Source organism: Synechococcus sp. UW105 (assembly GCF_900473935.1).
GTDB lineage: Bacteria > Cyanobacteriota > Cyanobacteriia > PCC-6307 > Cyanobiaceae > Synechococcus_C.
Genome location: NZ_UCNN01000030.1, coordinates 243,929 through 257,060, shown reverse-complemented (window position 1 = coordinate 257,060; position 13,132 = coordinate 243,929). Strand labels below are relative to the sequence as shown.

13 protein-coding genes and 1 pseudogene are annotated in these 13,132 nt (G+C 57.3%); 11 read left to right on the top strand and 3 right to left on the bottom strand.

Annotated features, from left to right (window positions below; translation table 11 throughout):
• Positions 1-29: 29 nt before the first annotated feature.
• Positions 30-281 carry a DUF3148 domain-containing protein gene (locus DXY16_RS13585; RefSeq protein WP_115121662.1) on the top strand — a complete coding sequence of 84 codons (252 nt, stop codon included), beginning with the start codon at positions 30-32 and terminating at the stop codon, positions 279-281.
• Here DXY16_RS13585 and DXY16_RS13580 read toward each other — a convergent pair.
• The 3 genes and pseudogenes from DXY16_RS13580 to DXY16_RS15405 form a co-directional block, all read right to left on the bottom strand.
• Positions 226-1,497, bottom strand: coding sequence for a pitrilysin family protein (locus DXY16_RS13580; protein ID WP_115121661.1), 1,272 nt, complete (start codon positions 1,495-1,497; stop codon positions 226-228). The two genes, DXY16_RS13585 and DXY16_RS13580, sit on opposite strands and share 56 nt — an antisense overlap.
• A complete protein-coding gene (locus DXY16_RS15410; RefSeq protein ID WP_371410930.1) occupies positions 1,497-2,315 on the bottom strand; it encodes a M16 family metallopeptidase in 819 nt (272 codons plus the stop codon). Before DXY16_RS15410 ends, DXY16_RS13580 begins: the two co-directional genes overlap by 1 nt.
• Before the next feature lie 9 nt (positions 2,316-2,324).
• Positions 2,325-2,687, bottom strand: a pseudogene (locus tag DXY16_RS15405) (M16 family metallopeptidase); the annotation flags it as partial.
• Positions 2,688-2,802: 115 nt separating this feature from the next.
• Between DXY16_RS15405 and DXY16_RS13570 the strand changes: the two are divergent.
• The 10 genes from DXY16_RS13570 to recG all read left to right on the top strand — a co-directional run bounded on the left by DXY16_RS13570 (position 2,803) and on the right by recG (position 12,852).
• Positions 2,803-3,546 carry a phycocyanobilin:ferredoxin oxidoreductase gene (locus tag DXY16_RS13570; protein ID WP_170953969.1) on the top strand — a complete coding sequence of 248 codons (744 nt, stop codon included), beginning with the start codon at positions 2,803-2,805 and terminating at the stop codon, positions 3,544-3,546.
• Positions 3,543-4,448, top strand: a complete 906-nt coding sequence (locus DXY16_RS13565) for an HlyD family efflux transporter periplasmic adaptor subunit (RefSeq protein ID WP_115121659.1) — start codon at positions 3,543-3,545, stop codon at positions 4,446-4,448. The genes DXY16_RS13570 and DXY16_RS13565 overlap by 4 nt, the downstream gene beginning before the upstream one ends.
• A gap of 44 nt (positions 4,449-4,492) precedes the next feature.
• Positions 4,493-5,617, top strand: coding sequence for an ABC transporter permease DevC (gene devC / locus DXY16_RS13560; protein ID WP_371410924.1), 1,125 nt, complete (start codon positions 4,493-4,495; stop codon positions 5,615-5,617).
• The gene (locus tag DXY16_RS13555; RefSeq protein ID WP_115121657.1) at positions 5,617-6,300 is read left to right on the top strand and encodes a DevA family ABC transporter ATP-binding protein; all 684 of its coding nucleotides are present in this window, start codon (positions 5,617-5,619) and stop codon (positions 6,298-6,300) included. The genes devC and DXY16_RS13555 overlap by 1 nt, the downstream gene beginning before the upstream one ends.
• A 35-nt stretch (positions 6,301-6,335) precedes the next feature.
• Complete coding sequence (locus DXY16_RS13550; protein WP_006850288.1) at positions 6,336-6,491, top strand: hypothetical protein; 156 nt, start codon at positions 6,336-6,338, stop codon at positions 6,489-6,491.
• A 90-nt stretch (positions 6,492-6,581) separates the two neighbouring features.
• Positions 6,582-7,514, top strand: a complete 933-nt coding sequence (locus DXY16_RS13545; protein ID WP_115121790.1) for a glycosyltransferase family 2 protein — start codon at positions 6,582-6,584, stop codon at positions 7,512-7,514.
• Positions 7,515-7,626: 112 nt separating this feature from the next.
• The gene (rpsB, locus tag DXY16_RS13540; protein ID WP_115121656.1) at positions 7,627-8,346 is read left to right on the top strand and encodes a 30S ribosomal protein S2; all 720 of its coding nucleotides are present in this window, start codon (positions 7,627-7,629) and stop codon (positions 8,344-8,346) included.
• 83 nt (positions 8,347-8,429) lie between these two features.
• Positions 8,430-9,086, top strand: a complete 657-nt coding sequence (tsf, locus tag DXY16_RS13535) for a translation elongation factor Ts (RefSeq protein ID WP_115015256.1) — start codon at positions 8,430-8,432, stop codon at positions 9,084-9,086.
• 2 nt (positions 9,087-9,088) lie between these two features.
• Positions 9,089-10,354, top strand: coding sequence for a hypothetical protein (locus tag DXY16_RS13530; protein ID WP_115121655.1), 1,266 nt, complete (start codon positions 9,089-9,091; stop codon positions 10,352-10,354).
• Positions 10,303-12,852 (top strand): ATP-dependent DNA helicase RecG, encoded by a 2,550-nt coding sequence (recG, locus tag DXY16_RS13525; protein WP_115121654.1) that lies wholly within the window; start codon positions 10,303-10,305, stop codon positions 12,850-12,852. The genes DXY16_RS13530 and recG overlap by 52 nt, the downstream gene beginning before the upstream one ends.
• The last annotated feature ends 280 nt before the right edge of the window (positions 12,853-13,132 follow it).

Sequence of the window (13,132 nt, the reverse complement as noted above, 5' to 3'; positions counted from 1 at the left end):
CAGTAGGAGAGGGTGATTGCCCATGGTGCATGGACGTTTCGATCGGTGATCAGGTGCGGCTGGTGCGGCCGTTGCCCTATCTGAAGACAGCGGATCCAATGCCGATGTTGCGACCGCCCGACCTTGTCTCCACTGATGAATTAGGCGAAGTGGTGGGTCTGAAGCCCTTGGAAACCGTTGCGGTCCGTTTCCGTCGTGGCACTTTTCTAGTGCCGAACGACCACCTCAGCGTTGCCGAGCTTCCCCTTGCCGAGCCTCCCACTGAGACTCCAGAACCCTGAGCGAGGCTTGCGGGCCACAGAGGCTGAGCAGTGGTCGACTGAGGTGCTCGGCTGCGATTCGTTGAATCGAGACTGGATCAAGCGCATCCATGATCTCTAAACAACGTTGGTCGTGGTCATCGGGTAAGCCCAGACCTCTCAGTTGGGCTCGACGCTCCGCCCGTTGTCCGGTGGTTTGGGAGGCGTGAGCAAGCTGGCCGCGAACTTTCACCTTCGCCAGCTGCAGATCATCGGGGTCGAGAGGTTTGGAACACATCTCATTCCAGCTTTCTAAAAGCAGCTGAAGAGAGAGCTTGGAGCGATCGGTGCTGGTTGCAGCATGCATCACGAACGGTGCTGCTCCAGCCCGTGCCGGATGGTGCACGCCGACGTCATAAGCAACGCCGTGGTCTTCGCGTAACCGGCGGAATAAGAGGCTGGACATGCCTTGGCCGAGGTGGGCTTGAAGTAGGCGAAGGCCTGGATCATCAGGGTGGCCGTGGGCAAGGGAGGGTTGCCCGAGCATTAGCACCACCTGTTCAGTGGTCTGCTCTCTGATGCTTAGGGTCCCCTGTTCCGTTCCCAGACTTGTGCCACGAGGCGTTGATGCAGCGAGAGTGATCGCCTGCGCTCCACCCTCCTGGAAGGCTTCGTGGCTCTCCATCAACTTGAGCAGCTTGGTCGGGATGGTGCCGGAGAGCGCCAACACCGAGCCATGGTCTTCGAGTTGAGCTGCCAGGCATCGGAGTTGGTCGGGGCTGATCTCTTTCAGTTCCTCAGCCACACCAAGGGGATCGTGGGCATAGGAGCCGGACCCGTAGGCCAGAGATCGCCAACCGTCATAGGCAAGGTGGAACGCGTCCTCCTTCTGGCGCAATAGTGCTTGGAGGCTGAGCTCTTTCTCCAGTTCCACTTGATCCGGCCTCAGGTGTGGCTGTCTGAGCATCCAGCCGATCACCGGCAACAACCTCTCGGCATCAACATCACGGCATTTGAGGCTGATCAGCAGGCCATCTTCATGGGTGTCGCAGCGCAGTCCGGCTCCGCATCCCTCCACCAGGTCTGCAAGCTGGATCGGTCCGTAGGGCCCGCAGCCTCGGCTCAGGACAGAGCCCAGCAACTGATGAGCGCCCCTCAGTCCCTCTGGATCCGATGCGCTGCCGTGGCGGATTAAGGCTTTTGCCGCCAGCACTCCTGGAGTGGCGAGAGGGTCGAGGATCAGATCAGGCAGTGCCATCAGCCCTCCTCCTCTGGCAGGGCTACCAACGTGAAGGCCTTGGACGCCTGCAGCTGTCCGAAAACGTCGGATTGCAAGCCAGCCGCAGTCCAGTTCTGCAGATCTTGCAGTGGCCTCAAGGGATCCTGCGGTTCTCGCCAAAGCGCCTGTGGTCCTGCGATGCCAGCCACAGAACCGGGAGCCTCCAAGCTGAAGCGAAGACCGTTCCCGACCAGCTGTCGACCCCGCTCCATTTCAGCGGCCTGAACGGGTGTGGATGCGCACTCTTGAAGCACGCGGTCGACCTCCGCTTCCACTTCCTTGATGTGCTCAGCAGGGCAGCAGGCTTCCAGCATCACCAGACTTCCCTGCTCGAGTGTGGTCAGGTCCATATCGATCGATTCCACGATCTGTAGTTCTTCGCGTAGGCGCTCCACCAGACGACTGCGTCGACCTTCGGCCAGAAGTGTTGTGGCCAGATCAATCCCCATCACCTGATGTTGTTGATCCGCGGCGGCGGCAGGCCAGGCCATCAGCAACCTCGCTGCTTCCAAGCGCTCGACCTGGATCGTGTCCCGTCCACGTTGGAAGCTCAGTGTCTGGTCGATCCCGTTTGGGTGATCCTCTGATTGGGTCGCAAGCGAGGCCAGGCGACTGGCGCTGATGGTTTGCTCCAGCCCCTTGGGGATTGCTCCCGCCACCATCAGGCAGCAGTTCGTTCCTCGATAGCGACGTTGGTGAAAGGCAGCCATCGTGTCCGGTGAGCTGGCCAGCAGACTCTCCTCCCAACCAAGAATTGGACGTCCGTAGGGATGGTTCGCGCAACTTGAGGCCAGCAAGTGCTGGACGACCTGTTCATCGGGTTGATCGCGATATTGGGCAATTTCCTCAAGGACAACGTCGCGTTCCATCCCATAGGCATCAGCGCGCAACGCTGGTTCGAGGACGAGATCAAGCAGAAGTTCCAAGGCTTCGCATGCACCTTCTGGTGGAACGAGCACATGGAAATGAACGTCATCGAAACCTGTGGCTGCATTGCTACTGCCACCAAGGGCTTCGATCCGTCGATCGAAATCTCCAGCTCCAAGCTGCCGGCTTCCCTTGAACACCATGTGTTCAAGGAAATGGGCCAGACCCTCCTCACCCTTGTGTTCGAAGGCACTGCCGGCACGACACCAGAAATCAAGGCAAGTCAGCCCCGCATCCGGCATGGGGGCGAAGACGCACCGACTTCCGTTTCCAAACGTTTGGTGCGTCAGTTCTGGACCGTGGGATGGGTGGCTCAGGATCCCGTGGCAAAGTCCCATTCTGTGCTGAACCGCACCGGTGCCGTCGCCTCCTTCCTCGTCAACATCCCTTGAGCTTCATCCTCTGGTGGATGCCCTTGCCGAGCGCATCCGGACATGTAGGGGGGCCATGACAGGCCTTCAGCCTCTCGTCGTCGACCCAGAACTTGAGGCGGTCACAGCCACTTTGGATGGTGATTCGCTGTCCATCAGCAATGAACTGCATCAATGTCGAGGTCTGCGCAAGCTTCATTTAGAGACGGCTCGGCTCGGTTTAGGACTGCAGATTCTCCACTGCGTGTTCTTTCCCGATCCCCGTTACGACCTACCCATTTTCGGAGCAGACATCGTTGCCAGTCCCGCAGGGATCTCAGCGGCCATCGTTGACCTTTCACCTGTGCGGGACACACTCCCAGACAGCATCCGTCAACCGTTGGAGGCGTTGACTTTTCCACCTTTTGAACAGGTGCGAGAGCTACCGGCTTGGGGAACGATTTTTTCTCCCTTTGTGCGATTCATTCGTCCTGTGAACAGTGTTGAGGAGGGTTGGTTCCTCGAGCAGGTTGGGCACTTTTTGGAGGTGATGCGTCAGGCCGTTGAGACCACAGCCGCCGATGCCCCGGACGCCCCTTCTACGATCGATCGTCATCAGGGTCAGCTCTCCTATTGCCTCCAACAGAAGCGCAACGACAAAACCCGGCGTGTCCTGGAGAAGGCCTTCAGCGTGGAGTGGGCAGATCGTTACATCGAGGAAATGCTCTTCGACGATCCACCGGAGCCTTGAGACGTCGACCGACGCTGCTGCTTCTCAGTGGTGGTCTTGGTCTGACAGTGATCGTTGGGCTGTTGTTTTGGAATCGACCTCAGCAAGCCGCTCGCTCTCCCGTGCCGGCTGTGGTGACTCGCGCCCCTGAAGCTGTTGCAGCTCTTGGCCAACTCGAGCCTGCTGGCGACATTCGTCGTCTTGCTGCCCCAGTGAGTGGTTTTGGTGGAACCCCCAGAGTGGCTGAATTGCTGGTCAATGAAGGGGATCCGGTCAAGGTTGGCCAGGTGCTTGCTCGCTTTGATAATCGTCTCCAGATCCAGGCAGATGTCGCGGCTGTGGATGCACGAATTCGCATGCTGCAGGCCGAGATCCGTTTGCAGCGCAAGGAGGTTGATCGTTATCGCCTTGCGGCCTCAGTTGGAGCGGCTGCCTTGGTGGTCCTTGATGACAAGCGGGATGAACTGCTTCGTTTTCAAGGGCAACTCCAGCAGGCTCGCGCGGAGCGACGCAAACTCGAGGCTGATCTCGCCGATAGCGAGCTGCGAGCACCCATCGAGGGCTTGGTGTTGCGGATTCACACTCGCGCCGGGGAACGTCCAGGTGCTGATGGCGTGATCGAGGTCGGTGCGAGTCAGTCGATGCAAGCTTTGATCGAGGTGTACGAGTCGGATATCAATCGAGTTGAGCTTGGTCAGAGAGTCACGCTCACAAGCGAAAATGGAGGTTTCAAACAAAACCTCGCCGGCAAGGTCATCGGCATTAGTCCTCAAGTGAGGCAGCGGCAGGTGCTTTCGACCGACCCCACGGGTGATGCCGACGCTCGGATTGTGGAAGTGCGCGTCACATTGGATCCGGCTTCCGCTGAAAGGGTCAGAACGCTGGCTGGGATGAAAGTGATCGCTCGTTTTCAACCCCAGTGAATTTGGGCTTCTGGAACCGCAGGCGGATACCGCTGGCGTCATTGATGCTGATCCGCCAGCCAGTGCGCCTGTTTGTTGCTTTGGCTGGCATTAGTTTTGCCGGCATCTTGATGTTCATGCAGCTCGGTTTTCGTGACGGGTTGTTTGATGCGAGCGTCACAGTGCATCGCCGCTTTGATGCAGATCTCGTCCTGATTAGTCCGCGTTCCACCAGTTCGGTGCGCATGGCCGGTTTCCCCAAACGGCGTTTGATCCAAACGATGGCGGATCCCCAAGTCGAAGGAATTACACCGGTCCACTGGAGTTTGATGCTTTGGCGTAATCCTGAAAACCTCTCTACCCGCTCCATTCTTGGTCTGGGATTCGACCCAGAGGATCCATTCTTTGTGAATCCTGAGTTGTCTCAGGATTCACAACAGCTTTCCTTGAAAGGTCGTGTTCTTTTTGATCAACTATCCCGCCCTGAATTCGGACCTGTTGCCGAATGGTTTCGTCAGGGACGCACAGTTGAGAGTGAGATCGGTGGAAACCGCGTCAGGGTGGCAGGTCTGGTTTCCCTTGGCACCAGTTTTGGTGCTGATGGCAATTTGCTCACGAGTTCTGAGACATTCTTGGATCTGATGCCCAACAAAGCTCCGGGCAGCATTGAGTTGGGATTGATTCGGCTCAAGCCAACGGCGGATCCATTGGCTGTGCAGGAGCGACTGACTGCACTTCTGCCTAACGACGTTCGTGTGCTCACCAAGCAGGGCTTTATCGATTTTGAACAGAACTACTGGCGCAGCAGTACTTCGATCGGTTTCATCTTCACCCTCGGTGCTGCCATGGGGTTTGTGGTGGGATGCGTGATCGTTTATCAGGTGCTTTACACCGATGTCAGTGATCATTTACCTGAATACGCCACCTTGATGGCGATGGGCTATCAGCTAAAAACGCTTGTTGGTGTTGTCGTTCGTGAAGGGTTGATTCTCGCCTTGGTTGGCTATATCCCTGCATATTTGGCTGGCCAGGCTCTCTATTGGTTTGTGCGAGATGCCACCCGTCTTCCGGTTGGCATGGACCTCAGCCGCGCCACCACGGTGTTCACCATGATTTTGGTGATGTGCATGCTGTCGGCCGGATTGGCAATGCGCCGGCTTGTGGATGCCGATCCAGCCGAGATCTTCTGATGGCGAGCACTGTTGCGATTGAGGGACTGAACCATTGGTATGGCAGAGGTGCCAATCGTCGCCAAGTACTGCAGTCGGTGGGGTTGACGATCGAGCCAGGGGAGGTTGTGCTCCTGACCGGTCCTTCGGGTTGCGGAAAAACAACCCTGCTCACATTGATCGGTGCCTTGCGCAAGGTGCAGGAGGGGCAGGTATGCGTGCTTGGTCAGCCGCTTAACGCTGCCGGTCGCGGTGCCCGTCAGCGCCTACGAAGACGCATCGGCATGATCTTCCAAGGCCACAATCTGCTGCGTTGTCTGACAGCCGAACAGAATGTTCAGATGGGTGCAGATCTGTTGAAGGATCGTTCCTATCTCGCCCGGCGTGACCTCTCGAGGCAATGGTTGCGGGAGGTTGGCCTTGGTGATCACCTCAACAAGTTGCCTCACGATCTCTCCGGTGGGCAGAAGCAAAGAGTGGCGATTGCGCGGGCTTTAGCGGCTCATCCCCAGCTTCTGCTTGCGGATGAACCGACTGCTGCTCTTGACAGCACCACTGGGCGGGAAGTGGTGGATTTGCTCAAACGCCTGGCTCGTGAGCAGGCCTGTTCCGTTCTGATGGTGACCCACGACCCTCGCATTTTGGATGTGGCGGATCGACTGGTTCGCATGGAAGACGGTCGATTGTTCTGCTCGGTTGGGTAAGTTGGTGGCACCCAAAATCGTTTATCAACTCCGCGATGGCCAAGCGCAGGAACCTCAAGAAGGAAAAGCAGGAGCGCAACCGCGCCTACGCCCGCAAATTCAAGAAGCGCAAAATGCGTAACGATGGCCGTGGTGAAGGTGCAGGCAACGGTGTAACCGGTACTGCCAACAACGGTGGAGCAGCAGACTGATCTACGCCCTTGTGGCACTGAGGGGGGGCTTGCGCCCCCCCTTTTTTGATGTCCTTAGGCTGGACCTTCACTCGCTCCGGTTGCACGCGGATGTTTATCAGCGTCGTCATCCCCACTTACAACCGCTGGCCGATCCTTGAAAAGTGTTTGGTCGCTTTGGAAGCTCAGAGTCCTTCCGGTGAGATCGACGATTATGAGGTCGTCCTCGTTGACGATGGTTCGACCGACGGCACCCCTTCTCGTTTAAGGGAACAGGCTGCGCGCTTCCCCCATGTCCGTCTGGTGGAACAGGCCCATGGCGGACCTGCAGAAGGGCGCAACCGTGGCGTTGACCATGCACGCGGCGATGTGATCGTTTTCATCGACAGTGACCTCGTGGTCACACCGCAGTTCCTATCCAGCCATGCCCGCGCTCTTCAGCGCTATTGGCATCAGAGCGGCAATCGGCTCTGTTTTACCTACGGAGCTGTGATCAACACGGCCAATTTCGATCAGCCAACAACGGAACGCCACAAACTGCGGGATTTGTCTTGGGCCTATTTCGCCACGGGAAATGTGGCGATTGATCGCACGGTGTTGCAGCGGTCAGGCCTTTTTGACACTGGCTTTCGCCTTTATGGCTGGGAAGACCTCGAGTTGGGTGAACGGCTGCGTCAGATGGGGGTGGCGTTGGTCAAGTGCCCGGAAGCGGTTGGCTACCACTGGCATCCAGCCTTGAGCCTTGCTCAGGTTCCAGATCTGATCAGGGTCGAGCAGGAACGGGCCAAAATGGGCTTGGTGTTCTTTCGCAAGCATCCGACCCGCAGGGTCCGTTTCATCATTCAGTTCACGTGGCTCCACCTGATCCTGTGGGAGCTATTGACCCTCGGCGGATTGCTCAACGAACGGTCGTTGCGTCCTTTGCTGAAATGGCTGATTAGCCATGGCCATGCTGCCGTGGCAATGGAAGTGCTGCGCCTTCCCCTGAATCGTATCGGTGTGCGTGCGATGTTCCGTGAAGCGAAGGCAATCGGGCTGCGCTGACCGGTCTTTTGATAAATTCATTGAGTTCTTTCACACCGCACACCTGTCTGTTTCGGGTGCTGGTCCTTGACCATCCCTGACAGGTGGAGGCGAACCCGAAACCCTAAACACCATGGCTGTTGTCACTCTCGCCGAGATGATGGAGGCTGGCGCCCACTTTGGGCACCAGACTCGTCGCTGGAACCCAAAGATGTCGCGCTACATCTATTGCGCGCGCAATGGGGTTCACATCATCGATCTCGTGCAGACCGCTGTCTGCATGAACAATGCCTACAAGTGGGTCCGCTCTGCCGCTCGCAGTGGCAAGCGGTTCCTTTTTGTTGGTACCAAGAAGCAAGCCTCGGAAGTGATTGCTCTTGAGGCGGCCCGTTGTGGTGGTTCCTATGTGAACCAACGTTGGCTGGGCGGCATGCTCACCAACTGGACCACGATGAAAGCCCGGATTGATCGTCTTAAGGATCTGGAACGGATGGAGTCCAGTGGTGCGATCGCCATGCGCCCCAAAAAGGAAGCCGCCGTTCTGCGCCGCGAACTGGAGCGTCTTCAGAAATACCTGGGAGGTCTCAAGAACATGCGTCGTCTTCCCGATGTTGTGATCCTTGTGGACCAACGTCGCGAGACCAATGCAGTTCTGGAGGCACGCAAGCTCGACATCCCCCTGGTGTCGATGCTGGATACCAATTGTGATCCCGATCTCTGTGAGGTTCCGATCCCTTGCAACGACGATGCCGTGCGCTCCGTTCAGTTGGTGTTGAGCCGTTTGGCTGACGCGATCAACGAAGGTCGCCATGGCGCCAATGATCAGCGCGGTGGTGACGACGGCCAGGGCTAAGTCTCACCTCCCTCTTTGTTCACGCCGCCCTCCCTCATTTGTGGGAAGGCGGCTCTTCTTGTTCCTATTTTCCCCCTCTACCGATGGCCGCCGTATCCGCCAAGCTTGTCAAGGATCTGCGCGATAAGACTGGCGCAGGAATGATGGATTGCAAAAAAGCCCTGGGGGAAACCGAGGGCGATATGACCAAAGCGGTTGAGTGGCTGCGTCAGAAGGGCATTGCAAGCGCCGAGAAGAAATCGAGCCGTGCCGCTGCTGAGGGGGCCATCGGCAGCTACATCCACACCGGTGCGCGCGTTGGTGTTCTTGTGGAGATCAACTGTGAAACGGATTTCGTTGCACGTGGCGATCTTTTCCAGGGTCTACTGCGCGATGTCTCCATGCAGATTGCAGCCTGCCCAAGTGTTGAGTACGTCAGCACCGATGACATCCCTCAAGAAATTGTCGACCGTGAGAAGTCGATCGAAATGGGTCGTGATGACCTCGAGGGCAAGCCAGATCAGATGAAGGCCAGAATTGTTGAGGGTCGGATTGGCAAGCGACTCAAGGAAATGGCTTTGTTGGATCAGCCTTTTATCCGCGATAGCTCTCTTTCTTTGGCCGAACTGGTGAAGCAAGTGGCCGGAAAGATCGGCGAAAACGTCCAGGTGCGCCGTTTCACCCGTTACACCCTGGGTGAAGGGATCGAGATCGAACAAGTCGATTTCGCCACTGAAGTGGCATCAATGACCAAAGGCTGATCTTGGCGTCCGACCAGGAAAGCGCTTTGCCATATAACCCTGACGAGCAGCTTGCTCGTCTTCAGAGCTGGTGTCGTGATACGGCACCAGCTTTTTATGCGGATCAATCTGATTATTTAAGACTCCTGCGTGAGCGCTTGCCCTCAGCGGTGCATCGCGCCCTTGGGCATCTCCTCTGCAGCGTTGATCACGCTCGCTTGAATCAGCTTTCTGATCCCTCTCGTCACTCTCTCCAGCAGCGGATCGATGAGCTCATCCAACGCTGTAGTTCCTTGCTCACGATTGAACAACTCCAATTACTTGCTAAGGAGCTCAATCGGGAGAAGCGGACTCGAAGACGTCAGGCTCAACAATCCATGATGGAGAGCTTGCAGCGGTCTTCGGACCAGGCGCATCAGACGGACCAACAGGGTTCGGCGTCTGACAGCTTCTCTGATGATGGGATGTCCGGATCAGTTCAGCTCAGCCTTGCTCCGCCTGTTGATCAACCCGCCCTTCTTGATGGTCTCTTGCCTCCTGTGAATGGAGAGCAGAAAGAGGAGGCTTCGTTCACACCCTCTGACGAGGATGTGGCGCTTGAATCAGAGCTGGATCTGAGTTTCGAAGACCCTCCGCCAACCACAGACCAGGACGAGGATGGTGATCTTGGCGTTGCGGACCAGGCCAGCAGTGATCTGGATGTGTTGCGCTCGCTGTTTCTGATGGCCGGTCAGGCCATGGATGCGTCTGAGGATTCATCCCTGTCTGATCCCAGCGATGAGGAAGCAGCTGGCTCAGATTCCGATCAGCTCAGTTCCGAGTTCATGCCCACGATGCCCTTGGAGCTGATGCGCTGGCTCGACGGCCTTGATCTTGCCGTCGTGCGTCGTCTGCGCAACCTGTCTCACGCGATCAATGTTGAGCTCTTGCGTGCAGGTCTCACCACAAGCCTCCTGCCCATCAGCCTGCTTGACGCCGTGCATGCGGGCCAGGTCGACACCCTTCCCACGGCCTCCAATCTCCTCCGTCTGAGGGTCCCTTTGCCGATGACCGGGTCTGGTGACCAGTTGATCGATCTCTGCTGTGTTCTTCTTCGCCCGTCTGAACTGGAATTCGACCTCGTGCCATTGCGTCGTTGTCGCAGCAGGCTCCGACAACGGAAGCAGAGCTTGCTCACAATGGTTCGACAGCAACGCCACTGGCAGCGGCGTGCTCAGACCCAACACGTGCAGCATCAGTGGTGGCCCAGCCCTCCAACCAGCCCTCCAACCCATCCTCCCCAGAGCTGACTCCGGCTTGCTCTGCAGCAGAGCTCAATCGTCTTCAGGCCTGGCTTCACCCTCTTCAGACATCTCTGACGTTGGAGGCTGATCGCGGCTTCATTGATCTGCAGGGACGACAGGAACGGTTTCACCACTTTCTGACCCGTCAGCTCGCGACACCACCACCGATCCCCATCCCTGCGGATAGCAGTGATCGCTTGGCCTCCTTAGCGGCTTCTTATCGCAGTTACCCGACGCTGTCTGAATCGGCTCGCCGCCGACTGGTGACCTCCACTCGGCAATGGCTTCATCAATTCCGCCAGCGGATGGAACCGTCGCAACCGATGGCACCCCCGCGATTAAGGGTGAAGGACCAAGTCGACAACCAGCAACCCAACCGGACGGCACCAGCCTCACTCTCTCTCGACTTGCCGCTGTCTGGTGTCAAGGGCATTGGACCAAAGCTGGCTGAACGTTTGGCGTCCCTCGGCCTTCTGCTGGTCAGAGATTTGCTCCTGTATTACCCGAGGGATTACGTCGACTATTCGGCGATGCGACGCATCGTCGCCCTTGAGGCCGGGCAAACAGCAACGATCGTGGCCACGGTGCGCCGCTGTCACGGATTCACGAGTCCGCGTAACCCCAATCTGTCGATCCTGGAGCTGCAAGTGCAGGATCCCACTGGTCGTTTGAAGGTGACTCGATTCCTCGCTGGCAAACGCTTCAGCAACCCAGCGGCGTTGCACGCCCAGAGCCGACAGTATCCCGTAGGAGCCACAGTGGCGATTAGCGGCCTGGTCAAGACCGGCCCCTATGGGATCAGCTTTCAGGATCCTTTGATTGAGGTGATGGAGACGGTTCACTCTCCGTTGCGATCACGTCAGATCGGCCGATTGCTTCCGGTTTATGCCCTCACCGATGGGCTCACAGCCGACCGATTGCGTGGTCTGGTGGAGCTTGTGCTTCCGGCTGCTGAGCATTGGCCCGAACCCCTCAGTCCTGAACGACGTGCAGTCCTGCATCTGATCTCCCGCACTGAAGGCCTGCAAGGGATTCATCGGCCTGTGGATCGCGAACGTCTTCAACAGGCAAGGCGGAGGCTTGTGTTTGACGAATTTCTTTTGCTTCAGCTGGGCCTGATGCAGCGTCGCGCCGATTTACGTCAGCGCCAGGCTCCGAGCCTTGAGGGTATTGGCCAGAGAGACGGTCTTGTTGGTCGTTTCCTCGATTTGTTGCCCTTTCAGCTCACAGGAGCGCAGCAGCGCGTTTTGGCGGAAATCGAGAGCGACTTAGGCAAGAGCGAACCGATGGCACGCCTTGTCCAGGGGGATGTGGGCAGCGGTAAAACCGTGGTGGCGGTCGCCTCCCTGCTGAATGCAGTCGATGCCGGTTGGCAGGGAGCCCTGATGGCACCGACTGAAGTGCTGGCGGAACAGCACTATCGCAGTCTCTGTCAGTGGTTGATGCCACTTCACGTCAGCGTGGAGTTGCTGACTGGTTCGACTTCAAAACCCAACCGCAGGCGCATTCTCACTGATCTGGCCAATGGAACACTGCGCATTTTGGTTGGCACCCACGCGTTGATCGAAGACCCTGTTGACTTCTCGCGCCTTGGTCTGGTGGTGGTGGATGAGCAGCATCGCTTCGGGGTTCGCCAGCGCAATCGCCTTCTCAGTAAGGGATTGCAACCTCACCTTTTGACGATGACGGCGACACCGATTCCCCGCACCCTTGCCCTCTCCCTGCATGGCGATCTGGATGTGAGTCAAATTGATGAGTTGCCACCAGGGCGGACACCGATCCAAACCCGTCAAATTGCCGGATCAGAGCGTCACGATGCCCATGAGTTGATCCGAAAGGAGGTTGAGGCCGGTCAGCGAGCATATGTGGTGCTGCCCCTGGTGGAAGAGTCGGAGAAATTGGATTTACGTTCCGCCGTCGATGTGCATCGAGAACTGGCAGAAGAGGTCTTTCCCGATCTTTCGGTTGGGTTGCTACACGGACGCCTCAGCAGTGCAGACAAGCAGTCTGTGATCCAGTCGTTTTCGTCTGGAGATTGTCAGGTTCTTGTTTCCACCACCGTCGTTGAGGTGGGTGTGGATGTACCTGAGGCCAGCGTGATGGTGATTGATCATGCCGATCGCTTCGGCCTGGCCCAGTTGCACCAGCTTCGTGGTCGTGTTGGTCGTGGAGCAGCTGCTTCTCACTGTCTGCTCGTGAATGACAGCCGCAATGCTTTGGCACGCCAACGGCTCGATGTTCTCGTTCATTCCACCGATGGCTTTGAAATAGCAGAAATGGATTTACGCCTTCGCGGCCCTGGACAAGTGCTCGGAACCCGCCAGTCCGGGTTGCCTGATTTGGCTCTCGCAAGTCTTGCCGATGATGGCGCTGTTCTGGAGGAGGCACGCCAGGAGGCCAGCAGGCTGATTGATCTGGATCCTGGTCTCAATCGTCACCCCGTTCTGCGCCAGTTGCTGGAAAATCAACGTCTTCGGATGACCGCTTCAGGTCAATTGAATTAATGCACGTTTATTTCCACAGGCTTGAGTCTCGGTTGAGTCTCACTATTCCCTTTTTGCTGCTTTTTTGAGGTCTCGCTGACAAATGTCGCTTTTTGGCTTGTTTTTCTCTGGCGCTGCTGCTCTTATTTCGATTGAGATTGAATCGCTGGCTTCCCTTCTGGTGCAGGGTTCTTGGTCGGATGTCTGAGCCTTTGCTCTGAAAGCTCAAGATTGTCTTTATGGTTTGTTGTCACATGTATCGCTACGAGCATCTCTCCTGCGTCACAACCTGCTCGCGACG

Bases quoted from the DNA above. Each gene is read 5' to 3' on its own strand.
- DXY16_RS13585 (WP_115121662.1), top strand. From the start codon at position 30: ATGGACGTTTCGATCGGTGATCAGGTGCGGCTGGTGCGGCCGTTGCCC.
- DXY16_RS13580 (WP_115121661.1), bottom strand. From the start codon at position 1,497: ATGGCACTGCCTGATCTGATCCTCGACCCTCTCGCCACTCCAGGAGTG.
- devC (WP_371410924.1), top strand. From the start codon at position 4,493: ATGCTGATCCGCCAGCCAGTGCGCCTGTTTGTTGCTTTGGCTGGCATT.
- DXY16_RS13555 (WP_115121657.1), top strand. From the start codon at position 5,617: ATGGCGAGCACTGTTGCGATTGAGGGACTGAACCATTGGTATGGCAGA.
- DXY16_RS13550 (WP_006850288.1), top strand. From the start codon at position 6,336: ATGGCCAAGCGCAGGAACCTCAAGAAGGAAAAGCAGGAGCGCAACCGC.
- DXY16_RS13545 (WP_115121790.1), top strand. From the start codon at position 6,582: ATGTTTATCAGCGTCGTCATCCCCACTTACAACCGCTGGCCGATCCTT.
- rpsB (WP_115121656.1), top strand. From the start codon at position 7,627: ATGGCTGTTGTCACTCTCGCCGAGATGATGGAGGCTGGCGCCCACTTT.
- tsf (WP_115015256.1), top strand. From the start codon at position 8,430: ATGGCCGCCGTATCCGCCAAGCTTGTCAAGGATCTGCGCGATAAGACT.